This is a genomic window from Lysobacter korlensis (genome assembly GCF_042434515.1).
Genome location: NZ_JBHLTG010000001.1, coordinates 920,575 through 945,246 on the forward strand (window position 1 = coordinate 920,575; position 24,672 = coordinate 945,246).

Sequence of the window (24,672 nt, forward strand, 5' to 3'; positions counted from 1 at the left end):
CGCGTCACAGTGCGACGCGGAAAGCGGCATTCCGCGCCGGCTTACGCGTCGGCGGTGCTCGCCAGCAAGGCCGCGCCGATGCGGCCGAGCGGCAGCACCTGGCCGGCGCCACCGAGCGCGACGGCTGCGCCGGGCATGCCCCAGACCACGCTGCTGGCCTGGTCCTGGGCAAACGTCGGTGCGCCGGCCTTGCGCAGCGCACACATGCCGCGTGCGCCGTCGTCGCCCATGCCGGTCAGCAGCGCGGCGCTGGTCACGTCCCCGGCGTGTTCGGCCAGCGAATCGAACATCGCATCCACGCTCGGACGGTGCAGGCGCACGGGGGCGTCGTCCCCGATGCGGCAGCGCCAGTCTGTGCCGTTGCGCTCGATGCGCAGGTGCCGACCGCCGGGTGCGACATAGGCATGGCCGACCTGGAGCACGTCGCCGTCCTGCGCCTCGTGCACGCTCAGCCGGCTGCTGCGGTCGAGCCGCTGTGCGAACGCAGTGCTGAACGTGGCGGGGATGTGCTGCACGATCACCACCGGCGGCGCATCAGCGGGGAAGCCATCGAGCAGGCTGCGGATCGCTTCGGTGCCGCCGGTGGATGCGCCGATCGCGATGATGCGGCCTTCGCTGCGGTACTTCGCAGCGGGCGGTGGCGGTGCGGCCGGGGCCGGCGCATCGGTCAGCGCGGCGACCTGCACCTGGGCCGCGGCCTTGACCTTCTCGACCAGCATCGAGCCGTACTCGCCCAGGCCGTGCTGCGGATGCGCGGACGGCTTGGGCACGAAGTCCACCGCGCCGGCGGCCAGTGCATCCAGCGTCGCCTGTGCGCCGGCGTGGGTCAGCGTCGACACCATCACCACCGGCATCGGCCGCAGCCGCATCAGGTTGCGCAGGAACGTCAGGCCGTCCATGCGCGGCATCTCGATGTCGAGCGTCAGCACGTCCGGCGTGAGCTGCTTGATCTTGTCACGTGCGATGTACGGATCGGCCGCCGTGCCGACGACCTCGATGTCCGGATCGGCTTCGAGCAGTTCGGTGATCAGCCGGCACAGCAACGCCGAGTCATCGACCACGAGCACACGGATCCGCCGATCCGGGCGCTTGGCTACCTGGGTCATGAAACCACTCCGTCAGAACAGTTCGACGCCGCCGCTGGTCGGGGCAACGGACAGGCGGCTGCGGTAGGCGCGCTCGACATCGGCCACTTCGCGCTCGCGCGTGGCTGGCAGGCGACGCACCAGCGTGCGCCCGCTCTGGGCGAAGAAGCAGACCTTGCGCGGGAAAATGTCGCCCAGGTCCTGGGCAACCACTGCGATGTGCTCGGCCGCAAGGTAGTCGAGCACGAACTCGGCGTTGCGCGTGCCGATCGGATCCTGGAAGCCGCGCAGCACGTTGCCGCCACCGAACACCTTCGCCTGCAGCCGCGCGCGGCGCGCACCGCGCTTGAGCAGCTCGTTGATCAGCAGTTCCATCGCGTGTGCGCCGTAGCGCGCACTGACGTCGCCGGGGCGGTCGCCGGGCTGGCCTTCCGGCAGCATGAAGTGGTTCATGCCGCCGAGCTGCACGGCCGGGTCGAAGACGCATGCGGCCACGCACGATCCGAGCAGCGTCACCAATGCAAGCGGCTCGGAGGTGACCAGGTAATCGGCCGGCAGCAGCTTGACCGCGCGCGTCTGCAGCGCAGCGTCGAAATAGACGCTCGGCCTGGCAGGCGCAATCGCGGCGACGGCGGCGCTCATCGGCGATCCCCGGCACGCGCCGCGCGGTAGGTGGTGCGGCCGCACGCCGTCACCACGTCTGCGGCATGCGCGAAGCTTTCGGAGTGGCCGGCATAGAGCACGCCGTCCGGGCCCAGTAGCGGCGCGATGCGTCGCAGCACTTCGTGCTGGGTCGGCTTGTCGAAATAGATCATCACGTTGCGGCAGAACACCGCCGCAAAGCCGCCACGCAGGCCGTAGTCGTCGCCCAGCAGATTCAGCGGACGGAATTCGATCAGCGCCTGCAGCTCGGGTTTGACGCGCACCAGGCCGGCGTTCGGGCCGGTCCCGCGCAGGAAATAGTCGCGCTGGCGCTGCGCTGACAGGGTGGCGATGCGCTCGAGCGGGTAGACGCCGCGCGCGGCGGTCTCCAGCACGCCGGTGTCGATATCCGTCGCCAGGATGCGCACCGGCGGCCGCAGCGTGCCGAAGGTTTCGCAGGCGGTGATCGCGATCGAATACGGCTCCTCGCCAGTGGACGCGGCGCAGCACCAGATCGAATGCGGCCCGCCGCCGGCGTTGCGCAGCAGCTTTTCGAACGCGTCGAAATGGTGCTCCTCGCGGAAGAACGAGGTCAGGTTCGTCGTCAGCGCATTGATGAACGCCTGGTCCTCGTCCTCGGGGTGGCGCTCGAGGTGGTCGAGGTAATCGCAGAACCGCTCCATGCCCAGCGTGCGGATGCGACGCGCGAGCCGGCTGTAGACCATGTCGCGCTTGCTCGGGCCGAGGTTGATGCCCGCGCGTTCGCGGATCAGCCGGCAGACCCGCGCGAAGTCGCGGTCGTCGAACGTGAAGGCCCGGTCCTCGCGCAGCGAAGCGACGGCGTCGGCGGCATCACTCATGGCCGGGCACCCGATAGCTTTCGATCCAGCGGTTGAAATCCGCCAGCGGAAGCGCACGCGAGTACAGGAACCCCTGGGCCTCGTCGCAGCCGAGCTCGCGCAGCATCTCCGCCTGCGCCGCCGTTTCCACGCCTTCGGCGATCACGCGCAGGTTGAAGTTGCGGGCGATCAGCAGGATCGAGCGCACGATCGCCGCATCGCCGCGGTTGGCGAGCACGTCGCGCACGAACGAGCGGTCGATCTTGACCCGGTCGACCGGCAGCCGCTGCAGCATCGACAGCGACGCGTAGCCGGTGCCAAAGTCGTCGTATGCCACGCGGATGCCGCGTGCCCGCAGCGAAGCGAGCGCGCTTGCAGCGATGCCGTCATCGCGCAGCGCGATCGTTTCGGTCAGTTCCAGCTCGAGCCGGGCCGGCGCGAGACCGGTGCTGGCCAGCGCATGGTCGACTTCGCCGAGCAGTCGTTCGTCGTCGAGCTGCACCGGAAACAGGTTGATGCCGATTGCGAGCTTGCGGCCATCGATCACTGGCCAGGTCATCGCGTCCCGACAGGCGCGCTCGAGAATCCAGCGACCGACCGTGGCGTTGACCGAGCTGTTCGCGAGCGCGTCGATGAACTTGTCCGGCGACAGCAGGCCGCGCTCGGGATGGCGCCAGCGCAGCAGCGCTTCGGCACCGGTCGGGCGGCCACTGAACAGGTCGATCTGCGGCTGATAGTGCAGTTCGAATTCTTCCTCGTCGCAGGCGCGGCGCAGTTCGAGGTCGAGGCGGCGACGGTCGTGCGCTTCGACGCGCATGTCCGGCTCGAACCGGCTCAGGCGGCGGCCACCGCTGCGCTTGGCGTGCTGCATGGCGAGGTCGGCGCGGGCGACCAGCTCGCCGCTTTCCATGTTCGGCTCGTCGCACATCGCCACGCCGATGCTGGCTTCGATGTGCACGAGGTTGTGGTCGACCTCGCACGGGCGGGCAAGGTCGGACAGCACCGCGCGCAGATGGCGCTGGATCGCGTCCTGCTCGGTGCCGGGATAGACCAGCGCGAACTCGTCGCCGCCGAAGCGGGCCAAGCGCGCACTGGGCGGCAGGCTGAACTGCAGGCGGCAGGCGACCAGCTGCAGCACCGCGTCACCGATCGTGTGGCCGAGCGTGTCGTTGACCGTGCGGAAGTTGTCCAGGCCGAGCAACGCAACGCCGAGCGGGCGGACGCGGTCGCGCAGGAACGTGTCGAGCACGGCCAGCAGCGAACCGCGACGCGGCAGGCCGGTCAGTTCGTCGTTCGGTGAGACATTGAGACGGTGGCGCAGCAGGCGGCGCTCGGTGACGTCGCGCAGGATCAGCGCCATGCCCGGCTCGCCGCCGGACACCCAGGCGCAGCGCGCGGCCTCGAGCGTGCGTAGATCGCCCTGGCGCGTGCGGATGCGCAGGTCATGCGAGGCCTGCGGCGCGGCCAGGCCCGGCGAGCCGTCGCGCAGCCACTGCACCGTGCCTTCGGGGTTGGATTGAAGCTCGTCCGGGAACAGCTCGTTGACGCGCGCGCCGGCGGGCAGCGGGTGGCCGAAGATCATCTCGGCGGCCGGGTTTGCGAACGTCACCTCGCCGCGGCCGTCGACGACGATCACGCCGCTGAAATCGGCATGCGCGATCTGCTCGGCGATGCGGTTGGTGCGTTCGAGGCGGCGGCGTTCGATCAGACCGGCGGACAACTGTGCAAGCCGCTGCAGCAGCGACTGGCTGGCGGCGCGCACCGACACGCGCGGACGCGGGTCGGCGACCAGCAGCACGCCGAGCGTTTCGTCGCCGGTGCCCGGCACCGCGACCGCCAGCACGAAGCGCAGGTTGGGCGCAGCGCGTACCAGCGGATCGATCTGGAACGCCGGGTCGACATTCGCGTCGAGCAGCAGACGCACCGGCATGTGCACGGTCAGGCCGTCCAGCAACGGCTGAAGCGGCGACAGTGCGACCGGCCCCAGGCCGCGCTCGGCGAGCACGTGCAGACGACCGCCTTCGAGCATCGCCAGCGCCGCGACTGGCGCGTCCAGCAACTGGACCGCCATTGCGACGACGTCGTCGAAACCGTCGCTGCGACCGGTTTCGTTGCGCAGTGCACCGAACGCGTCGACGGCTTCGGCGGTGGCGCCTTCGGCGGGAGGGAAGGGGACCTGCAACGGCATGGGCGTCGTCTGCGTTCGGGGGCCGGTTCAACCATGTCGGCCGCATCGAGGCGGCCGGCATGGGGCGGGGTCAAGCGATGTCGTACAGGTCCGGCAGGGTTTGCCTGCCGGGCGATCCGATGCGGGGCATCAGAACTCCTGCCAGTCGTGGTCGTTGCCGGTGCCGGAGGTCACGGCGCCGGCCACCGGCGTCGCAGCGCGCTTGCGCGGCGCAGGGCGGGCCTGCGCTGCAGGCGCTGCAGCGGCGCGACGCACGGCCGGTCCGGCCGCCGCGCGGGGCGCGCTGTGCACCTGCACCGGTGCCGGTGCCTGGCCGACGCGGAACACCGACACGGTCTGCACCAGTTGTTCGGCCTGCTGCTCGAGCGCGCGCGCCGAGGCCGAGGCCTCTTCGACGAGCGCGGCGTTCTGCTGCGTGCCCTCGTCCATGTGCGTGATTGCCTGGTTGACCTGCTCGATGCCGGCACTCTGCTCGGCCGAGGCCGCCGCGATGTCGGCGATGATGTCGCTGACGCGCTTCACGCTGGTCACGATCTCGGCCATGGTCTTGCCGGCCTGGTCGACCAGGGCGCCGCCTTCCTCGACCTTCAGCGTCGAATCGCTGATCAGCTGCTTGATCTCCTTGGCGGCGTTCGCGCTGCGCTGTGCGAGCGAGCGCACTTCGGCGGCGACTACTGCGAAGCCACGGCCCTGCTCGCCGGCGCGGGCGGCTTCGACCGCCGCGTTCAGCGCCAGGATGTTGGTCTGGAACGCGATGCCATCGATGACCGAGATGATCTCGGCGACCTTGCGCGAGGACTGGTTGATTTCGCTCATCGTCTGCACGACGCGGCCGACCACTGCGCCGCCCTGCGACGCGACGCCACCGGCACCGATCGCGAGCTGGTTGGCCTGGCGGGCGTTCTCGGCGTTCTGGCGCACGGTGGAGGTCAGTTCCTCCATCGACGAGGCGGTTTCTTCCAGCGCGGCGGCCTGCTGCTCGGTGCGCTGCGACAGGTCGTTGTTGCCCGAGGCGATCTCACCGGCGGCGGAGTTGATCGCGTCGCTGGTCTGGCGGATCTCGCCGACGATCTGCGTCAGCTGCTCGACCGTGCGGTTGGCATCGTTCGCAAGCACGCCGAACTGGCCCGGCAGCTGCACTTCGACACGGCGGCCGAGGTCGCCGTCGGCCACGGCCGACAGCAGCGCACCGACTTCGCCCATGCCGTGGTCGGCGGTCTTCATCAGGCGGTTCAGGCCTTCGATGATGTCGCGGTAGACGAACTCGAAGCGCTCGGCGTTGCCACGACGGGTGAGGTCGCCGGCCACGCCGGCATCGACCAGTGCCTTGATCTCGGCATTGACCGCCTGCATGCCGGCCTTGACCGCATCCACCGCAGCGGTGATCTCGGCCTTCTTGCCCGGATAGCGCTCGATATCGGCCGACAGGTCGCCACGTGCGTACTGGCCCACGATCTGGATCAGGCGCGCATTGACGTCGATGTGCGAGGCGACCAGCGTGTTGGTTTCATCGGCCATCACGCCGAACGCGCCCGGGAATGCATCGGTGTCCATGCGGTGGTCGATTTCGCCGGCCTGGTGGGCCTCGAACATCGTGCGCTGGGCGCCGGAGTACTGGCGCAGGCTGGCGACCGCGTTTTCGATGCTGTTGCCGATATCGCGCAGTTCGTCGCGGCTGTGCACGGCGACCTTTTCGGGGAACTGGCCAACGGCCAGCATTTCCGAAGCCTGCTTGATCACCGCGAGCGAATCGCGCGTGCTGCGGCTGAAGCCGACGAACAGGTAACCCGAGAGCATCAGTGCGAGCACGCAGATCAGCGCGACCGTCAGCGCCTTGGCGCGCAGCTGCTGCAGCTCGTCGGCACCGGCGTTGGCATAGGCCTTTGCTGCGCTATGGATCGCGTTGGCAATCGCCGCGCGCGTGGCTGACGAGTGCTTGCCCATCTCGGCCACCGGCATGTCCGGCACGTCGGCGTCGAGCGCGCGCGTCTGGATCAAGGTCTCCTGGGTCTTGGTGGCTTTCATCGCGGCGTCGAGCGCGCCCTTGACGTCCTTGGCGATCGACGGCGCGCTGGCCTCGATCTGCGCCGTGTCGATGCGGATGCGGTCCTCGAGGTAGCGCTCCATGTTCTGCGCGACCGCGAGCTGTGCGCGGTCCTCGGCCCAGACCGAGCCCTCGCCGAACATGCGGATCGCGACGACACCCTGTCGAGAGGTGTATTCGCTGAGCATCGGCAGCCACTCGCTGAGCGAACGGCTGACGTAGAGCATCGCCGGATCGGACGCGAGCGCCAGGCCGGTGGCGGTGTCCACGCCCTTGACCAGCAGGCGCGCGTGCCGCAGCGCTTCTTCATGAGCCTTGGCGGCCGCAAGCGCATCGGCGTGGTCGCCCTGGGCCTTTTTCCAAGATGCGCGGAGCTTCTCGAACCGCTCCTTCAGCGGCTGGTCCTCGAGCGTTTGGGCTTCCCACGCCTCGACGGCTTCGAGCTGCTTGTCGACCGCCGCGCGCATCTGCGGGATCGCGGCCTGCTGCGACGGATCGTCGAAGAACCCGCGGACCGTCGCTTCACGATGCTGCTGCATGCCGAGCATCGCCTCGTGCATCGCCGCCAGCGGCGTGCCGGCCGAGACCTGCAGCTCGGTCGCCGAGATCTCGCGCACCGTGGAGGTGGCGATGACGCCGGCCAGCACGGCGCAGGTCAGGCCGAACGACAGGCCGATGACGATTGCCTTGTTGAGAAACGTCAGGCGCGACATCAATCGCGTTGCCGGCGTCATCAGGCGATCCAGGAGGGCGGAAGCAGAAACGGACATGGGGGCCTCGATCCAGAAGCGGACCCCAGACGGGGGTCGACCCTCATGGCATCGGCGGCCGGTCCGGTTTCTTTAAGGCCGGCAGCGGCGGGCCGCCGGACGGCTACGCGAAACGTGCGCTGCTCCGCGGTTCGCGCGCGGGCGACATGCAAAACGCCGGGTCCGTCACGCTATCGATACGCACCTGCTGCGGGGCGCTCAAGTCGCATGCGGGACCGCCGATGTCTGGGATGTAACCGACAGGAGTTCCACCCATGCGTCACATCGCCCTCGCCATCGCACTGGCCGCCATGGCCGCCTCGTTCGCCGCTCCCGCTTCGGCCGAACTCAAGCCGATCAAGCGCGTGGAGCCGCAGTACCCGCCGGAAGCGGCGCGCACCGGCAAGCAGGGTTTCGTCGAGGTCGAGTTCGTCGTCGACGCGACCGGCAAGGTGGAGAGCGTGTCGGTCGTCAACGCCAAGCCGGCACGCACGTTCGAGAGCGCCGCCGTGCGCGCAGTGAAGCAATGGACGTTCGCGCCGGGCGGTGGTCGCGGCAAGGTCCGCCTCGACTTCGCGCTGTAATCCGATCGTTATCCGTCGTCGCGCCCTCGGCAGGCGCGACGGCAGCCGGGTGGTTCGTGAGGCGGGCCACCCGGCCCCGTGTCCGTGTCCTTTATGCCCCGTCCTGCATGCAGGTGCGGGGCTTTTTTTGTCCGCGTTTTGAAGCGGCGAGCTGGCCGGCGCTGTTGTTTTCTGCGGGCGACCGAGGCCGAGCGCCGGCGCAGCACCGGCGGCCCCGACGTCTACCGTCTCCGAGCGGTGGAGGCTGACAGGCAGCAGCAACGCGCCCCGGCGCAGTGGTGGGGCAGGGCAGGCGTCGGGGGGCGACGTAGAATCAACCGCGGCGCTACAGGAGCCGTTTAGCCGTGCTGGGCCAGCGCGGTCAGCGCCGGGCTGCTCTTGAGCCGCTGGATGTCCTGCAGCAGTACATGCAGGCTCAGCTCGCGCTGCAGGCAATCGGCGAGATCACGCAGGCGGCCAAGCAGCTCGGGAGTGAGCGTGCGCGGGCGGCGGTCCATCACGCACAGCGTGCCGATCGCGAGGTTGCCGGGTACGTAGACCGGGCAACCGGCATAGAAGCGGATGTGCGGCGCGCCCGTTACCAGCGGGTTGTCGGCAAAGCGCGCGTCGGCCGCGGCGTCCGGGATGTAGAACACGCCCTGCTCAAGGATCGCGTGGCCACAGAACGAGATGTTGCGCGGCGTCTCGGACATTTCGAGCCCTTCGCAGCCTTTGAACCACTGCCGGTTCGAGTCGACCAGCGAAATCGTCGCGATCGGTACATCGATCAGCGACTTCGCCAGCCGTACGTAACGCGAGAAGCGCTCTTCGTTCTGGGTGTCGAGCAGGCCAAGCGATCGCAGGGCTTGAAGGCGCGGCGATTCGTTCGCGGGAAGGGCGGGGGCTTGCATCGTGTTCCAGTCGGAGTGGCAGGTCGCCTCGGTAACGGCCGCCGGCGGCGGAGGTTGAGCGCGGCCAACGGGCGTGCCCAGTCCGCTGCGGCGTCAGTACGTCACCTGCACGCGCAGCCCCGCGGTCGTGGGCGAATCCTGTGCGCCATCGCGCCGGCTGTGGATCAGGTTGACCATGACGCGCAGGTACGAGTTCGCGTAATAGGTCGCCGCCGCGCCGAGGTTCTCGACCTCGCCGCCGGCAATCGCGCCGTCGTGCAGGTCGATCGCACTCCAGCGCAGCGCGAATTCCCATGCCGGGCCGTCGTCCACCGACGGCGCGCCGACGACGCCACGCCTGTAGCTGCGCGCGTCACCGGTCGGCGACCAGGTCGCCAGCAGCGATTGGGCGTTGCCAACGAAATCGGCACCGTCGCGCCGCGCTGTGACCTGTGCCAGCTCGCCCTGCAGTGACCATGCGCCGCGCAGCCACAATCCCTCGAGTGCGGCGCGATTAACGCGGTCGACCCGCGTCATCGACCCGCTGCGCGCCAGCTTGACCTCGGTCAGTGCCGTGCCGGGCCCGGCGCTGAATGCGGCGCGTGTGTTGTCCGGCGATTCGCTCGCCAGCCCGCCGCCAATGTGGAGCACCTCGCCCTCGCGTTCGCGCAGGCGCCACGTAGCGCGCGTGGTGAAACCGCGCGATGCGTTGCTGCCGTCGAGACGCTGGTCGAACACCGCTGCGTTGATCGTGCCCCGTGCCGCCTGGCGCGCGTATTCGACGCCGATGCGGCGGCTGATGCCGAACGCACCGAGCAGCGACTGCTCCATGAACAGCGCGTGCTTGTCGCTGACGGCGTCCTCGAGCAGGAACGGCTGCTTGAACTGGCCGATGCGCAGGCTGTGGCCCTTGGCCGGCGTGATCTCCACGAAGGCGTCGGGCGGCGTGTTCTCGGCCAGGTCGTGCTCGGCGACCAGCTGCCAGCGCCCGTCAGCGCCCTTGAGCTTGAAGCCGACGCGTGCGCGCCGGAACGCGTCATCGTCGCGCAGGCGGACGTCGTCGGACTCGAAGCGTGCCCAGTCGTACTGGATGTTCGCGGTCGGCGAGAAATCGAGCCCATCCGCCTGCGCGGCGTAGCAGGGCGAGGCCAGCAACGCGCAGCCCAGTGCGAGCGGGCGAGCAGCGGTGGTGCAAAAACGGAAGGACATGGCAGATACCGGCACGCGCAAGCGCGTGCGATGACGGTGTGTGGAAAGAGTTCGGCGGACCGGGTTAGAACCCGGCCGGGACGGTTGCGCCGTGATGCGAAGGTGCGCCGTCAGTCGCGCCGCAAATCAACGGCGCTTCGCGTGCATCGCCCGGCATTCGCCGCCATTGCTGCGGGGTGCAGGCCGAGCGTCACTGGCAGCTGGACCCGGCCGGTTTCAGGCCGCGATTGCCTCGTCGACGAGGCCCATCTCGTTGCTGGTCATCAGCCGTTCGATGTCGAGCAGGACCAGCATGCGCTCGTCGACGACGCCGAGGCCGGTCACGAACTTGCGGTCGATCGCCGAACCGAGCTCGGGCGTCGGCCGCACCTGGTCGGCATTGAGGCTCAGCACGTCGGACACGCTGTCGACCACGACGCCGACGATGCGGTCGGCCACGTTGAGCACGATCATCACCGTGGTCGTGTCGTAGACCACGCGCGGCAGGCGGAACTTGATGCGCATGTCGACGACCGGAACGATCGTGCCGCGCAGGTTGATCACGCCCTTGATGAAGGCGGGTGCCTCGGGCAACCGGGTTACGGTGTCGTAGCCGCGGATTTCCTGCACCCTGAGGATGTCGACGCCGTACTCCTCGTCGCCGAGCGCGAAGGTCAGGTACTCGTTCGCCAGCGCGCTGGCGGAGTCCGGGTTGGCTTTGGCAGTGCGGGCATCGGTCATCGCGGCATCTCGAAGCAGGACCGCGCAGATGCGCGGGCCGGAACAGGGGAAGGGCTCGTGCGTGGCAGGCTCATGCCGCCGCTGCCAGGCGGGCGGCGTGCGACAGGCCGCCGGCATCGACGATCAGTGCGACGCGACCGTCGCCGAGGATCGTCGCGCCGGATACGCCGGGCACGCGGCGGTAATGGGTTTCGAGGTTCTTGATCACGAACTGCTGCTGGCCGAGCAGGTCGTCGACCTCGAGCGCAAGGCGCTTGCCTTCGCTCTCGACCACGACCGCGATCGGTGCGCCGCCCTGCGTCTGGCGCAGTGTCGGCGGCATGCCGTACTGCGATGCGAGGTCGACCAGCGGCACGTAGTCGTCGCGCACGCGCACCATGCGCGCGGAGTTCGCGACTGTGCGCACGTCGGCGGCCTCGGGCTGCAGCGATTCGATGACGGTGTTGAGCGGCACGACGAACACCTGCTCGCCGACCGCAACGGTCATGCCGTCGAGGATCGCCAGCGTCAGCGGCAGGCGGATCGAGATCGTGCTGCCTTTGCCCGGCGCGCTGCGGATTTCCACCGCGCCGCCGAGCGAGAGGATGTTCTTCTTGACCACGTCCATGCCGACGCCGCGGCCGGACAGTTCGGTCAGTGCCTCGGCGGTCGAGAAGCCCGGTGCGAACACCAGGTCCCAGACCTGACCGTCGGTCGGGTTTTCCGGCACGGCCAGGCCCTTCTCGCGCGCCTTCGACAGGATGCGCTCGCGGTTCATGCCGCGGCCGTCGTCGGTGATCTCGATCAGGATGTGGCCGCCCTGGTGCTGGGCGTTGAGCGTGATCGTGCCGTTCTCGTCCTTGCCGGCGGCCTTGCGCTCGTCGGGCATCTCGAGGCCGTGGTCGATCGCGTTGCGCACCAGGTGCACGAGCGGGTCGACGATCTTTTCGATCATGCCCTTGTCGAGCTCGGTCGCCTCGCCGAACGTGCGCAGCTTGACCTTCTTGCCCAGGCGGCCGGAGAGGTCGCGGACCATGCGCGGGAAGCGGCTGAATGCGAATTCGACCGGCAGCATGCGCACGCCCATCACCGCTTCCTGCAGGTCGCGCGTGTTGCGGGCGAGCTGGTCGATGCCGGTCAGCAGCGACTCGAACTCGCCCGGGTCGAGGCCTTCGGTGCGCTGGCGCAGCATCGCCTGGGTGATCACGAGTTCGCCGACGAGGTTGATCAGCACGTCGATCTTCGACGTCGCGATACGGATCGAGCCATCGGCGTCGGACGCGCGCTGGTTGCCGGCCGGTGCATTGGCAGCAGCCGGTGCAGCAGCCACAGCTTCGGGTGCCGGGGCCGCCGTGGCGGCCTGCGGCGGCGCGGCCTGCTGGCCGACGCCTTCGATCGACAGATCACATTCGTCCTCGACCCATGCGAACGCATCGGCGACGAGCGCGCGCTTGACCGTACCCGGTACCTTGACGCGCCAGGACATGAACGCCTGCAGCGGATCGAACTCGCCGAACTTCGGCAGCTTCGCATCGCTCATCTCGACGTCGACCGGACCGAGGTCGGCGAGCTCGCGGATGATGCGCAGCGGATCGTTGCCGCTCATGAACAGCGACGGATGCGGCGCGAAGCTGACCAGCCAGTGGTCCGGCAGGGCATCGACGGGCTTGGCGGCCTTCGGTGCGGCGGCGGCGGTGCCGCTGCTGCCCTGCAGGATCGCCTCGAGCGCGCTATGCGCATCGCCAAGCGCGAACTCGTCGACGCTGCCGCCATGCTCGGCGACTTCGAGCAGGTCGCGCAGCACGTCGACCGAGCCGAGCAGTGCGCTGACCGCGTCGCTGCCGAGCGTGCGCTTGCCGGCCCGTGCCTCGTCCAGCAGTGTTTCGAGTACGTGGGTCAGCTTGGTGACGTGTACGAAACCGAACGTCGCCGCGCCGCCCTTGATCGAGTGGGCGGCGCGGAAGATGACGTTGATGGTTTCGCCATCGCTGTTCCCCGATTCCAGCCCGAGCAGGCCCGACTCCATCGCGGCAAGCCCTTCACGGCTCTCCTCGAAGAACGCGGCATGGAATTGGGACATGTCCATCAGGGTCTACCCGTCACTGGAGCGGCCGCTGCGCGCACAAGGCGCGGGCGGCGGGGAAAACACGGATGCCGCGGCAGCGTGCACGGCCGCGACGCGCAGGCGGGACGGCCGGGCCGTCCCTGCCGCGATCATCAGCCGAGCACCTTGCGCACGGTGTTGAGCAGCTGCTCGGGATCGAACGGCTTGACCAGCCAGCCGGTCGCGCCGGCCTGCTTGCCTTCCATCTTCTTTTCCGGGCCCGACTCGGTGGTCAGCATGAGCAGCGGCGTGAACTTGTAGTCAGGCAGCTGGCGCAGGTGGCGGATCAGCTCGATGCCATCCATGCGCGGCATGTTGACGTCGGTGACCACCGCGTCGAAGCGGCGCGTCCTGGCGATGTCGAGCGCGGCCTGGCCGTCTTCCGCCTCGCTGACCGAGTAGCCGCCGGACGACAGCGCGAACGCGACCATCTGCCGCATGGAGGTGGAATCATCGACGATCAACAACTGGGCGCTCACGCGGCGTCTCCGGAAAGGGTTTCAACTTGGTGGATATCGACGCCGAGGCTCACCGCCAGCGCGAGCTGGCGGGCGGCCGCGGCGAGCGCGGGCGACGCTGACTTGACCGTGGTGCTTCCGCCGCGCGCCGCGCGTTCGCGTACGAACGCATGCAGCAGCTGCAGCCCCGCGGTATGCACGCGGGTGACCTGGTCGCCGACGAGCGCAAGCGGCTCGGCATCGTCCAGGTGAGGCAACAACATGTCCTGCAGCTCGCTTACACGCTCGATGCCGAGGTCGGATTGGAGGGCAACTTCGCTCATGGCAGGCCTCGCGACCGGATGGTTCGAGAGTTTTAACGGCGCTCCCGACGATCACTTGAGGCCCCGGCAGGGTGACCGGGTACGCGGTTTGCGGTGATTGGTCGCGATAAGCGGCTTCCGCCCCAAAGTCGCGCCGTGCGGTCAGCCGATCGAGCGCCCGTGCAAGCGGCGGTGCGCTCCGACGGCATCGGCCCTGAAGTCGCCTCAGCCGTCGCAAAAGTCGTGGCTGTCGCTGTCGCTGTCGCTGTCGCTGTCGCTGTCGCACTTGACGACAGCCCAACGGCTGCATCGTCATGGAAACCCGAAGGGCGGCGGGCATGGATGCCCGCCGTTTTCCGACTGAGCCATGGAATGGCGAATCGGAAAATCCCGAGCAGCCGTCCGGTTGCCAGCTGTAGATCCCTCGGGGAAAAGCCGTTTCTTTTGGTTACTTTTCTTTGGGCCAGCAAAGAAAAGTAACCCGCCGCAAGGCGGAAGCCCTTGCCGTGAGCTCAAATCTCAAATCTCAAATCTCAAATCTCAAATCTCAAATCTCAAATCTCAAAAGCTCAAAAGCTCAACAACGTCACTCAATCAAACAGCCAATTCGCATCCAGCAACACCGTAGGCGCATCGTTCGCCCGAGCGACCCCCATGATCGCCCCCGGCGTTCCCGCCCCGAGCGGCGGCTCGATGTGCTCGGCCGTCAGCGTCACCACATCGTTGACTGCCGTCACCAGCAGCCCGATCAGCTCGTCGTTGCGTTCGACCACCACGATGCGTGCGCGTTCGTCCGGCTCCACGGCCGTCGTCCCCAGCCACAGCCCCAGGTCGAACACCGGCACGATGCGGCCACGCAGGTTCATCACCCCGAGCACCGCCGCGTGCGCGCCGCGCATCCACACGATCGGCACCAGTCGTACGACTTCCTGAACGCGCAGCAGCTCGACCGCGTAGCGGTCGGTGTCCACGCACACGCGCAGCCAGCGGCCCGGATGCGCATGCCCCGGTCGCGTGGTGTCCTTCGCACGCAGCGCGGGCGGGGTTTCCTGGACCGGCCGCGGCCGCGGCACCGGCGAGAACGACTCGGGCAGCTCGAACGACTCCGGGGCGACGCGCGCAGCCGCAGCCGGGGCGAGCTGCGCTGGCGGTTCGGCTGACGCCGCCGGCGTGCGCGCGGCACGCGGAATGACCGCCGGTTGCGTCGCGATCTCGCGGTCGAACTCGGCCAGCAACTCGGCCGCCAGCGAATCGTCGATGACCGCAGCGGCCGGCGACGGGGCCGGGGCCGGGGCGGAAGCCTCCGAGTCCGTAGGGTTCGAAGCGACAGAATCCGAAGCGGCGGAGTCGGAAGCGGCAGGGTCCGGATCCGAACAGACCGGCGCCGGAGACGCCGGCGCAGCGGCGCCCGTGGTTTCCCGGTCGAAGTCTTCAAGCAGCGCCACGGCCAGCGCATCGGCCGTGGCGTCGGCCACCGCCTCCGCGACGGCCGCATGGGCGACCACGTCGTCGGGCGTCGACGCTGGAACGGGCGCCGAGGCGCGTCCGCCGCCCGGCGTCGGGCCGAGCAGTTCGTCGAGATAGGCGTCGATCAGCGGCTGGTTCATGCGGCTTCCTGATGGGTACGGGCGCTGTCGAGCAGCCATGAAGCGGCGAGCGCGTAGGCCTCGGTGCCGCGGCTGTGCACAGGGGCGGCGCCGGTCAGCGCTTCGGCATCGCGCAGTCGCGTGTCGACCGGAATCGCGCCGGGCCATACGTGCCGGCCATGGCGCTCGTGCAGCAGCTCGAGACTGCGCGTACCGGCGCGCGTGCGACGGTCGTGCAGGGTGGGGATGATCTGGCGCGGCAGCGGCCGGCGACGCGAGCGCTCGATCATGTCGGCCGTACGCAGCATGTCGTCGAGACCATGCAGGGCCAGCGGGTCCGTCTGCGTTGGCGCCACCAGGCGGTCGGCGGCGGCAAGCGCGTTCACCATCAGCAGGCCGAGCGTGGGCGGGCAGTCGAGCAGCGCGTAGTCGTACTGCATGCGCGCATCGTTCAGTGCACGGCCCAGCGAAAGACCGAGTCCGGGCTGGCTGGCACCGCGTCGTTCGAGCGTCGCCAGTGCCGGCTGCGCCGCCATCAGCCGCAGTCCGTCGATCGGGGTGTCGAGCGCAAGCGCCTCGATCGATGCTTCCTCGTCCAGGAAGATGTCGTGGCTGCCTTGCGGCGGCGGATCGATCGGCACCCTGAACGCATGCGACAGCGAGGCGTGCGGGTCGAGATCGATGAGCAGCACGCGTGCGCCGGCTTCGGCAAGCGCGCGGCCGAGGCACAGCGTCGTCGTGGTCTTGCCGACGCCGCCTTTCTGGTTGGCGATCGCCCAGGTCTGCATCAGTGGACTCCGGCAGTGGTTGAAACCGGGGTAACGCTGCTGGCGACCGAGCGCTCGAGCGAGGCGTATCCGGAAAGTGGAAGGGTCAAGCGGGTTTCAGGATCGGGCTCGGCTGCCTGCGCCAGCGTGGGCGCGGCGCGTGTCTGCACGGCCGCCACCGATGCGGCCACTGCCGGCGGCGCCGCGCGCTCGGGCATCACCGTGTCGGCGCCGTCGGTCGCGGCCAAAATCACCAGCTGCACGCGGCGGTTCGCGTTGCGGCCTTCGACGGTCGCGTTGTCGGCCACGGGGTGGTGCTCGCCGTAGCCGATCACCGCAAGGCGCGGCTCGGCGATGCCGCCGTCGCTGAGTTCGTGCACCACGCTTGCCGCGCGTGCGGCGGACAGTTCCCAGTTCGAGCGGAACTGCGCGGTGCGGATCGGCCGGTTGTCGGTGTATCCCTCGACGCGGATCGCGTTGGGCTCGCCGCGCAGCACGTCGGCGAGCTGACGGATCGCCGTGCGCGCCGCCGGGCTGGGCACGGCCACGCCGCTGGCGAACAGCAGGTCGCTCTGGATCTCGACCTCGAGATAGGTGCGGCTGCGACGCACGGTGACCAGTCCCTGCGCGACCAGGCCCGAGAGCGCGCGTTCGACGCGTGCACCGATCGCACCGAGCTGGTCGTCGATCGCCGCGGGCATCTGTGATCGCACGTGGGACGTGCGCTGCAGCGTGTCGCCCAGCGGCGGCAACTGCAGCAGCTGGTTCAGCCGGGGGTTGTGCACCGCGCTCGCGGTGGCCGCGCCGGCCGCGGAGCGGTCGAGCGGGTCGCCCGCCTGCATTGTCTCGCCGAGCTGTACTGGCGACAGCGTGCTGGGCGGGCCGCCAAACGCAACCGACATCGCATCGGCCATGACGCGGTACTTGCCTTCGTTGACCGAAGACACCGCATACATCACGACGAAAAACGCGAGCAGCAGCGTCACCAGATCGCCGTAGGGGATCGCCCAGGCCTCGTGGTTGACGTGTTCTTCGTGCTGGTGCCGGCGTGACCGCATCGTCGTGTCAGTGCAGGTAGCCGTTGAGGCGCACTTCGATGTTGCGCGGGTTCTCGCCCTGCGCGATCGCGATCAGGCCTTCGACCAGCATCTCGCGCTCGTGGGTCTGCGCGTTGACGAGACTTTTGAGCTTGGCGGCCATCGGCAGGAACATCAGGTTCGCCGCGCCGATGCCGTAGATCGTCGCGGTGAATGCGGCAGCGATGCCCTGACCGAGCCTGCTCGGATCGGCGAGGTTCTTCATCACCGCCATCAGGCCGAGCACGGCGCCGATGATGCCCAGCGTCGGCGCATAGATGCCCATGCCCTCGAACACCTTCGCGGCGGCGAGGTCTCGCTGGCTGTGGCCGTGTACTTCGATTTCCAGCATCTGCCGGATCGTTTCAGGCTCGACGCCGTCGACCACCATCTGCAGGCCCTTGCGCAGCAGCGGATCGTGCTGGCGATCCACTTCGATCTCGAGTGCGAGCAGCCCGTGGCGGCGCGCGACGGTGCTCCATTGGACGAAGCGCGTGATCTGCGCGCGCGCATCGCTCGCCGGCGGGCGGAACACCCAGCGCACGATCTTCCACGCACGCCGGAACGTCGTGATCGGCGTCTGCAGCATGATTGCCGCGAACGTACCGACGATCACGATGGCGAACGCCGCGGGCGACCACAGGCCCGAAAGGCCTGCGCCCTTGAGCACGCTGCCGCCGACGAGGGCGACCAGGGCGAGCACGACGGCAATGACGCTGAGCTTGTCCATCACAGGGTTTATCGGAGTCCGGGGCGGATTCTTGAGCGGCACGGCGACGGGCCGCGCCGCGCGGAGGCGGTCGATCCGGAGCGATGCAAGAAGCGGACCCGGGCACCGGCCCGGCGGGTGGCGCGAACGCGGCGGCCGCGCGCCGGCGTCAGAAGCCGTAGTGCAGCGCGAGCAGGTAGGCGTCGGGGCCTTCGGCGAGCTCGGCTTCGGCGGCCAGGCTCCAGATCGGGTTGAAGAACACCTCGCCACCGAACGACGCGGTCGTCAGCGTGCCTTCGGTGTCGCCGCCGAAATAGTGGTTCGCCCTCGCGGTGACGACGAAGCGGTCGTTCGGCATGTGGGTAACGCCAACCGAGCCGCGATAGCCATCGACCTGCTCGCCAGCGGCATCGGCGCGCTGGTAGCCGGCTTCGAAGTTCAGGTCGGTGCCTTCGACCAGCGTATGCGCATAGCCGATCCCGGCCAGACCGACATCGACATCGACATCGCCCGCACCGGCCGCGTCGAAATTCTGACGGCTGTAGCCGACGCTGCCGTAGAAGCCCGTATCGCCGAAGCCGGCGCTGACGCGCGCGATGGGCCCGGACGACGTGCCTTCGATCTGGAAGTGGCCGATCTCGAGAAAGTTGTAGGCGATGTCGGCCGCGATCGCGGGTGACGCCGGCGCGGCGAGCGCGGACAGGGAGAGCAGAAGCAGGGCGCGTTTCATTCGGGCGGGCCGGGCGGAAGGAAGGAGTTCAATGCCGGTAACGGCCCACCTGTGGGCGGCTGAAGCCGTTTTTGCCCGTGAGGATTGCCGTTTGCTGCACGCGCCCCACCGGTCCGCGGGCAGTTATCCATCGCGGCATCCTGCAAGCGCGTGGCCGGGGCCGCCTGCACAACGCTGATCGGTTCAGAAGAAAGATCAAGCTCGACCGAACCGATGCGGTTTGCTTTTGACTAGCATCACCCACGAGGCGTGATGCGCTTCACGGTTCGGCCCGGAGCGAGGGCCGTAAGGGGCAGGGCGCAACAGGCGCACGGGCGGGGATCAAACCACCGCAACCCACCGTCGGCCCAAGGGCGACGGACGTGGACGCCCGCGCTGGATCAAGGCGGTATTCCAGAATCGAGGGGAGTGTGATGACGAAGATGACGGGTTTCATTCCGGCCGCGTTCGTGTCGTTCGCGTTGCTGACGGCCGCCGATGTACAGGCGCAATCGATGTTCAGCGTGCTCGACGAATCTTCGCGTGCCGAGCAGGTCATCACCCATGAGACCGGGCAGTTCCGGGTCTACGGCACCGCCGAGCGCCTGCACTTCAACGTGCGCGCGAACGCGGGCGAGCAGTCCACGTTCGGCAGCGGACAGTGGTACGTCACCCTCGTGGCGCCGCCCGGCGAGCGCCTGCGTCCGGGCCTGTATCCGGATGTCGGTTGCCCGGTCACCACGTTCGGCCGCTCGGCCGGCCTGCAGGTGACCGACGACAATCCCAAGTGCGAAGCGACCGACACGATCTGGGGCTGGATCTCGATCCGCCAGATCGAGTTCGACGAAGCCGGCAACGTGACCCGTCTCGAAGCGGCGTACAGCCAGCGCGTCGGCGCCGCGAACGCGCCCGCCTGGAGCGGCCTGGTGCGTTACAACGCCGCACCGATGTCGTTCAACGTCAGGGCCGCGGGCACGTCGCCCTGGGGCCGGGTGCGGCAGCAAAATCACGGCGATACCAGCCTGTTCACGCTGACTGGTGACGCCTCGCAGGTGTATTACGAAGCGTCGGTGCTCAAGGACCTCTGGAGCGTCGTGATCGCGCCACCCACTGGCCAGGCGCTGAAGGTCGGTCGCTATGAAACCCGTGGCGAGCCGAACACGCAGCAGGCCGCGCTCAACGTCGTGCGCGGACTGGACTCGCCCCTGTACTGCCCGGACAGCCGCGGCTCGGTCGACGTGCAGGACATCGCCTACGACGAGACCGGCAAGGCGGTCGCATTGCGTGCGCAGTTCGAATACCGCTGCACGCCGCGCGGCGCGCCGCTGCGCGGCGAGATCCGCTTCCAGCGCTGAGGCCGGCGGCCGCAACAGCAATGACGAAATCACCGCCCGGACGCGGCTTCGCGTCCGGGCGGTTGCGTTTTACGCGACTTCCGCGATCCGCCGGTTCGGGCGAAGACCGGTGCGCAGCAGCGCATCGACATCCAGGATCAACGCCATGCGTCCGTCGCCCACAAGGCTGGCGCCCGCATAGCCCGGCAGGCCGCGCAGCGTGCGCGGCAGCGCCTTGATCACCACTTCCTCGCGGCCGCGAACGCGGTCGACGATCAGGCAGAAACGCTGTTCGCCGGCCTGCAGAACGACTGCAGTGCTGCTCGCGGTCGGCAGCGGGTCAAGCCCCAGCCAGACGCGCAGGTCGAGCAGCGGCAGCGGCTGCTCGCGCAGGTCGAGCACGCTCTGGCCATCGATCCACATCGCGCGTTCGGGATGGTGCGAAAGCACTTCGATCACGCGCACCAGCGGCAGCGCGTAGACGTCGTCGTCGATCTCGATCAGCAGCGTCGGCAGGATCGCCAGTGTCAGCGGCACGCGGATCACGAAGCGGCTGCCGCGGCCGATTTCGGAAAGGATCTGCACCTGGCCGGACAGCTCGCGGATGCGCGACTGCACCACGTCCATGCCCACACCGCGGCCGGACAGGTCGCTGACTTCCGCGCGTGTAGAGAAGCCCGGCAGGAAGATCAGCTGCAGGCATTCCTCGGGCGTGAGGCGCGCAGCCGAATCGGCGTCGATCAGGCCCTTTTCGCAGGCGCTGCGGCGGATCTTCTCGGGGTCGATGCCGCCGCCGTCGTCGCGCACTTCGATCGAGACGTGGTCGCCTTCCTGCTGTGCGCTCAGGCGCACGTTGCCGGTTTCAGGCTTGCCGGCGGCGCGGCGCTGCTGCGGTGATTCGATGCCATGGTCGATCGCGTTGCGCATCAGGTGCACCAGCGGATCGGCCAGCGCCTCGACGAGGTTGCGATCAAGTTCGGTATCGGCGCCGACGACTTCGAGGTCGACGGCCTTGCCGAGCTGGCGCGACACATCCCGCGCGAGTTTGGGGAAGCGCGAGAACACGCGACCGACCGGCTGCATGCGCACGGTCATCACCGCCGACTGCAGGCGCGAGGTGGCGGCATCAAGCGCGGTGACCGCACGATCGAGATCCTCGTCGCGCAGGCGCGGACGGATCGTCTTGAGGCGGTTGCGCGCCAGCACCAGTTCGCCGACCAGGTTCACCATCGCGTCCAGGCGCCGCACGTCGACGCGCACGGTGGCTTCGGCGGGCTCGGCATTCGCCGCGGCAACCGGCTTCGGCTTGGGTTTGGTGTCGCGCGCCGGGGGGGGCGGCTTCGGCTTGGGCGCTGCCGCCGCGGCCGGCGCTGCACCGGGCAGGGCGCCCGCACCGTGCAGGCTGTCGAGCAGGGCGTCGAAGTCCAGGTCGTCGAGGTTTTCAGGCAGGTCGGTGACCTGCATAGTCGGCGCTGCGGCGACGGCCGGCTCCGCCGGACCGACGTGCAGCGCGGCGACCAGTGATTCCGGTGGTTCCTCGGGCGTTTCGCCACGCCCGATCGCATCGAGCATATCGCTGAGCAGGTCGATCGACTGCTGCGTCGCGTCGAACGCGATTTCGTCCATCGACGCTTCGCTGCTGCGCGCGGCGTTGAGCCGGTCCTCGACCGCGTGGCAAATCGTCACCATCGCGGGGAAGTCGAGGAAGCCTGCGCCGCCCTTGATCGTGTGGAAGCCGCGGAACACCGCATTGAGGCAGTCGCGGTCGTACGGCGACTGTTCCAGTGCGACGAGCTGCTCGCCGAGCTGGTCGACGATTTCGCGCGCCTCGATCAGGAAGTCAGCGCAGATGTCGGATTCGGCTTCGCTCACGTCAAAGTCCCAGCGATGACAACAAATCGTTTGCGTCGTCCTGCGTGGCCGGTGCGGCATCGACGCCGGTGACGGCCGGGCCGAAGCCCTTCGACGACGCGGGCAGCTGCAGCGGCGCGGACTCGGGCATCACGCCATCGCTTGCGGCATGCACGCAGCGCACGATGTCGACGACGCGCTTGATGATCTGGCCGGTCAGGTCCTGGTAGCCCTGCGCGGCGGTCATTTCGGAAAACCGCACGCGCATGCCGGCCGCGGCCTCGGCCGCCTCGCTTCCCGGCGCGACCGGAATCGTCGCCAGCAGGTCGCGGCACTGGTCGATCATGTCCATCGTGCGATGGCTGGCGTCCTCACTCATCTTCACCGCGTGCTCGAGGCGCGCGCAGGCCTCGGGCAGCGAGCCGCCGGTGCTCGCGCCCTCGCCGTCGCCGAAGGCCTGGCCGAGTTCGCGTGCAAGCCGCACCAGGCCCTGCACCAGCGGTTGGTTGCGCCATTCGACCAGCGCGTCGAGGTTTTCGCGGAAGCCGGCCTGGTCGTCATTCTCGATCGCCCCAAGCGCGGCGCGCACGCGCCGGATGATGGCCTCGCGACTGTCGGTCGACAGACTGTCGGGATCGGTGAGGACCTGGGCGTTCACGCCGCGGCCTCGAGGCGCTCGAAGATCTTGCCCAGCTTCTCGCTCAGGGTGCCGGCGGTGAACGGCTTGATGACGTAGCCGTTCACGCCCGCCTGGGCGGCTTCGATGATCTGTTCGCGCTTGGCTTCGGCCGTGACCATCAGCACCGGCGTCTTGCTCAGCGCGGCGTCGGCACGCACGTGCTTGAGCAGTTCCATGCCCGTCATGCCCGGCATGTTCCAGTCGGTGATGATCAGGTCGTACTTCGCGCGCTTGAGTTCCTCGAGCGCCGTCGTGCCGTCGTCGGCCTCGGCGGTGTTGGAAAAGCCCAGGTCGCTGAGCAGGTTCTTGACGATGCGGCGCATGGTCGAGAAGTCGTCGACGATGAGAATCTTGATGTTCTTGTCCATGAAGGGCTCGTGCGGCGATGCGGTAATGGGGTGGGGCGCATACCGGCGGGGTCAGGTCCGGCACACGCCCCTTGCGGCGGATATCGACCGGTGCCGTCGGTCCTGAACCTTCCGGACCAGGACGACACCGGTTCGGTGACGCGTGTCGCGATCAGTCGTCGTTGTCGGCGTCGATGCCGCGCCAGTCGCCCAGGCGAGAGCGCAGCCGGAGCATGGCCTGGCCGTGGATCTGGCAGACGCGTGATTCGCTGATCGACAGCACCGCGCCGATTTCGCGCAGGTTCAGTTCCTGCTCGTAGTACAGCGACAGCACCAGTTGCTCGCGCTCGGGCAGCAGGCCGATCGCGGCACCAAGCGCGCCGCGGAACTCCTCGTGCTCGAATGCGCGTGCCGGCGTCGTGCCATCGGCGGTGGCCAGGCGCGGCTCGCCGTCGTGCTCCTCGGCATGCGCGTCCAGGCTCAGCAACTGTCCGCGTGCGGCGTCCTCGAGCATCGCGTGGTACTCGGGGATGCTCACGCCGAGCGCGGTGGCGACTTCCTGCGACGTCGCAGCGCGGCCGGTGGCCTGCTCGACGGCGCGCGTGGCAGCGACGACGTCGCGGTAGCGGCGATGCACCGAGCGCGGCACCCAGTCGCCACGACGGATCTCGTCGATCATCGCGCCGCGGATGCGGATCGAGGCATACGTCTCGAACGCGGCACCCTGGTCGGACTGGAAGTTCTTCGCGGCCTCGATGAGGCCGAGCATGCCGGCCTGGATCAGGTCATCGATCTCGACGCTGGCGGGCAGCTTCGCGGCGAGGTGGTGCGCGATGCGGCGCACGAGTTCGGCGTGCTTCTCGACGATCGCGGCGGTGTCGACCTGCGGGCGCGCAGCGCGGTACTGGGCGGCGGCCATGGCATTCATGCGGCGCTCCTGGCTGGGGTCACCAGCCGTTCAAGGAAAAATTCGACATGTCCGCGCGGACCTTGCGGGACCTGCCATTGGGATGCGCGTCGCGCGATGTCGCGGAAAGCGAGTGCGGACGGGCTGGATGGGAATGCCTCGACGACGGCTTCCTGGCGTTGCACCGCGCGGCGCAGCCATTCATCGCGTGGAATCGCACCGAGATACGACATCGTGACGTCGAGGAAACGCGCGCTGACGCGTTCGAGCTTCTCGAACAGGTGGCGGCCTTCCTGCGGGCTGCCGACCTGGTTCGCGAGCACCTGCACCCGGGTCACACCGCGTTCGCGGCTGAGCACCTTGACCAGCGCGTAGGCGTCGGTGACCGAGGCCGGCTCGTCGCAGACCACGATGATCACGTCCTGCGCGGCCTGGCAGAACGTCAGCACGCCATCGGCGATGCCGGCTGCGTTGTCGACGACCATCGTGTCGATGGGCAGGTCGAGCTGGCTGAAGGCATGCACCAGGCCGACGTGCTGCGCCGGGGTGAGTTCGGTCATGTGGCGCTTGCCCGATGCGGCGGGGACCACCCAGAGGCCACCGGGGCCTTCGATGATCGTGTCGGCCAGTTCGCAGCGTCCGGCGATCACGTCGGCCAGCGTGAAGCGCGGCGACAGGCCGAGCATCACGTCGACGTTGGCGAGGCCGAGGTCGGTGTCGAGCAGCAGCGTGCGGCGGCCGGCCATCACCAGCGACATCGCCAGGTTGACCGAGACCGACGTCTTGCCGACGCCGCCCTTGCCGCTGGCCACCGCGATCACCCTGACCGGCGCGACGCTCGCCGGCGTGGCGGGCGCCGCTTCGGCGCAAGGGGCCGGGTCGGCGGCCGTGGTGTCATGTCCGTTCATGTCGTGTCCGAGGCAGGATGCGTTGGG

23 protein-coding genes are annotated in these 24,672 nt (G+C 68.8%); 2 read left to right on the forward strand and 21 right to left on the reverse strand.

What is annotated here, in order from left to right:
* Positions 1–41: 41 nt before the first annotated feature.
* The 5 genes from ACFFGH_RS04100 to ACFFGH_RS04120 all read right to left on the reverse strand — a co-directional run bounded on the left by ACFFGH_RS04100 (position 42) and on the right by ACFFGH_RS04120 (position 7,568).
* On the reverse strand, positions 42–1,106 hold the full coding sequence (locus ACFFGH_RS04100) for a protein-glutamate methylesterase/protein-glutamine glutaminase (protein WP_386665031.1): 1,065 nt from the start codon (positions 1,104–1,106) through the stop codon (positions 42–44).
* 12 nt (positions 1,107–1,118) lie between these two features.
* Complete coding sequence (cheD, locus tag ACFFGH_RS04105) at positions 1,119–1,727, reverse strand: chemoreceptor glutamine deamidase CheD (RefSeq protein WP_386665032.1); 609 nt, start codon at positions 1,725–1,727, stop codon at positions 1,119–1,121.
* Entirely contained in the window at positions 1,724–2,587 is an 864-nt protein-coding gene (locus ACFFGH_RS04110) for a CheR family methyltransferase (protein WP_386665034.1), read from the reverse strand. The genes cheD and ACFFGH_RS04110 overlap by 4 nt, the downstream gene beginning before the upstream one ends.
* Complete coding sequence (locus ACFFGH_RS04115) at positions 2,580–4,754, reverse strand: putative bifunctional diguanylate cyclase/phosphodiesterase (protein ID WP_386665035.1); 2,175 nt, start codon at positions 4,752–4,754, stop codon at positions 2,580–2,582. The genes ACFFGH_RS04110 and ACFFGH_RS04115 overlap by 8 nt, the downstream gene beginning before the upstream one ends.
* Positions 4,755–4,883: 129 nt before the next feature.
* Positions 4,884–7,568 (reverse strand): methyl-accepting chemotaxis protein, encoded by a 2,685-nt coding sequence (locus ACFFGH_RS04120; protein WP_386665037.1) that lies wholly within the window; start codon positions 7,566–7,568, stop codon positions 4,884–4,886.
* A gap of 254 nt (positions 7,569–7,822) precedes the next feature.
* Between ACFFGH_RS04120 and ACFFGH_RS04125 the strand changes: the two genes are divergently transcribed.
* The gene (locus ACFFGH_RS04125) at positions 7,823–8,131 is read left to right on the forward strand and encodes an energy transducer TonB (RefSeq protein WP_386665038.1); all 309 of its coding nucleotides are present in this window, start codon (positions 7,823–7,825) and stop codon (positions 8,129–8,131) included.
* Between the two features lie 338 nt (positions 8,132–8,469).
* Here the strand turns inward: ACFFGH_RS04125 and ACFFGH_RS04130 are convergent, their stop codons facing one another.
* The 11 genes from ACFFGH_RS04130 to ACFFGH_RS04180 form a co-directional block, all read right to left on the reverse strand.
* On the reverse strand, positions 8,470–9,021 hold the full coding sequence (locus ACFFGH_RS04130) for a GAF domain-containing protein (RefSeq protein ID WP_386665039.1): 552 nt from the start codon (positions 9,019–9,021) through the stop codon (positions 8,470–8,472).
* 93 nt (positions 9,022–9,114) lie between these two features.
* Entirely contained in the window at positions 9,115–10,209 is a 1,095-nt protein-coding gene (locus ACFFGH_RS04135; protein WP_386665040.1) for an OprO/OprP family phosphate-selective porin, read from the reverse strand.
* 216 nt (positions 10,210–10,425) lie between these two features.
* Complete coding sequence (locus tag ACFFGH_RS04140; RefSeq protein ID WP_386665041.1) at positions 10,426–10,929, reverse strand: chemotaxis protein CheW; 504 nt, start codon at positions 10,927–10,929, stop codon at positions 10,426–10,428.
* A 70-nt stretch (positions 10,930–10,999) separates the two neighbouring features.
* A complete protein-coding gene (locus tag ACFFGH_RS04145; protein ID WP_386665043.1) occupies positions 11,000–12,994 on the reverse strand; it encodes a chemotaxis protein CheA in 1,995 nt (664 codons plus the stop codon).
* Between the two features lie 131 nt (positions 12,995–13,125).
* Positions 13,126–13,491 carry a response regulator gene (locus ACFFGH_RS04150; protein WP_386665044.1) on the reverse strand — a complete coding sequence of 122 codons (366 nt, stop codon included), beginning with the start codon at positions 13,489–13,491 and terminating at the stop codon, positions 13,126–13,128.
* Entirely contained in the window at positions 13,488–13,793 is a 306-nt protein-coding gene (locus ACFFGH_RS04155; protein ID WP_386665047.1) for an STAS domain-containing protein, read from the reverse strand. The genes ACFFGH_RS04150 and ACFFGH_RS04155 overlap by 4 nt, the downstream gene beginning before the upstream one ends.
* Positions 13,794–14,362: 569 nt before the next feature.
* The gene (locus ACFFGH_RS04160) at positions 14,363–15,379 is read right to left on the reverse strand and encodes a chemotaxis protein CheW (RefSeq protein WP_386665049.1); all 1,017 of its coding nucleotides are present in this window, start codon (positions 15,377–15,379) and stop codon (positions 14,363–14,365) included.
* Positions 15,376–16,146, reverse strand: coding sequence for a ParA family protein (locus ACFFGH_RS04165; protein ID WP_386665051.1), 771 nt, complete (start codon positions 16,144–16,146; stop codon positions 15,376–15,378). Before ACFFGH_RS04165 ends, ACFFGH_RS04160 begins: the two co-directional genes overlap by 4 nt.
* On the reverse strand, positions 16,146–17,183 hold the full coding sequence (gene motD, locus ACFFGH_RS04170; protein WP_386665053.1) for a flagellar motor protein MotD: 1,038 nt from the start codon (positions 17,181–17,183) through the stop codon (positions 16,146–16,148). Before motD ends, ACFFGH_RS04165 begins: the two co-directional genes overlap by 1 nt.
* A 7-nt stretch (positions 17,184–17,190) precedes the next feature.
* Positions 17,191–17,931: a flagellar motor protein gene (locus ACFFGH_RS04175; RefSeq protein WP_386665056.1), complete on the reverse strand. Its 741-nt coding sequence runs from the start codon at positions 17,929–17,931 to the stop codon at positions 17,191–17,193.
* Between the two features lie 148 nt (positions 17,932–18,079).
* Complete coding sequence (locus ACFFGH_RS04180) at positions 18,080–18,640, reverse strand: hypothetical protein (RefSeq protein WP_386665059.1); 561 nt, start codon at positions 18,638–18,640, stop codon at positions 18,080–18,082.
* 413 nt (positions 18,641–19,053) lie between these two features.
* Here ACFFGH_RS04180 and ACFFGH_RS04185 point away from each other — a divergent pair, with 413 nt between their 5' ends.
* Entirely contained in the window at positions 19,054–19,974 is a 921-nt protein-coding gene (locus ACFFGH_RS04185) for a hypothetical protein (RefSeq protein ID WP_386665062.1), read from the forward strand.
* A gap of 69 nt (positions 19,975–20,043) precedes the next feature.
* Here ACFFGH_RS04185 and ACFFGH_RS04190 read toward each other — a convergent pair whose 3' ends face one another.
* The 5 genes from ACFFGH_RS04190 to ACFFGH_RS04210 form a co-directional block, all read right to left on the reverse strand.
* On the reverse strand, positions 20,044–21,885 hold the full coding sequence (locus ACFFGH_RS04190; protein WP_446686145.1) for a chemotaxis protein CheA: 1,842 nt from the start codon (positions 21,883–21,885) through the stop codon (positions 20,044–20,046).
* On the reverse strand, positions 21,827–22,393 hold the full coding sequence (locus ACFFGH_RS04195) for a protein phosphatase CheZ (RefSeq protein ID WP_386665064.1): 567 nt from the start codon (positions 22,391–22,393) through the stop codon (positions 21,827–21,829). Before ACFFGH_RS04195 ends, ACFFGH_RS04190 begins: the two co-directional genes overlap by 59 nt.
* Before the next feature lie 65 nt (positions 22,394–22,458).
* Complete coding sequence (gene cheY, locus ACFFGH_RS04200) at positions 22,459–22,851, reverse strand: chemotaxis response regulator CheY (protein WP_386665066.1); 393 nt, start codon at positions 22,849–22,851, stop codon at positions 22,459–22,461.
* A 151-nt stretch (positions 22,852–23,002) separates the two neighbouring features.
* A complete protein-coding gene (locus ACFFGH_RS04205; protein WP_386665068.1) occupies positions 23,003–23,758 on the reverse strand; it encodes an RNA polymerase sigma factor FliA in 756 nt (251 codons plus the stop codon).
* Positions 23,755–24,645: a MinD/ParA family protein gene (locus ACFFGH_RS04210; RefSeq protein ID WP_386665070.1), complete on the reverse strand. Its 891-nt coding sequence runs from the start codon at positions 24,643–24,645 to the stop codon at positions 23,755–23,757. Before ACFFGH_RS04210 ends, ACFFGH_RS04205 begins: the two co-directional genes overlap by 4 nt.
* Between the last annotated feature and the right edge of the window lie 27 nt (positions 24,646–24,672).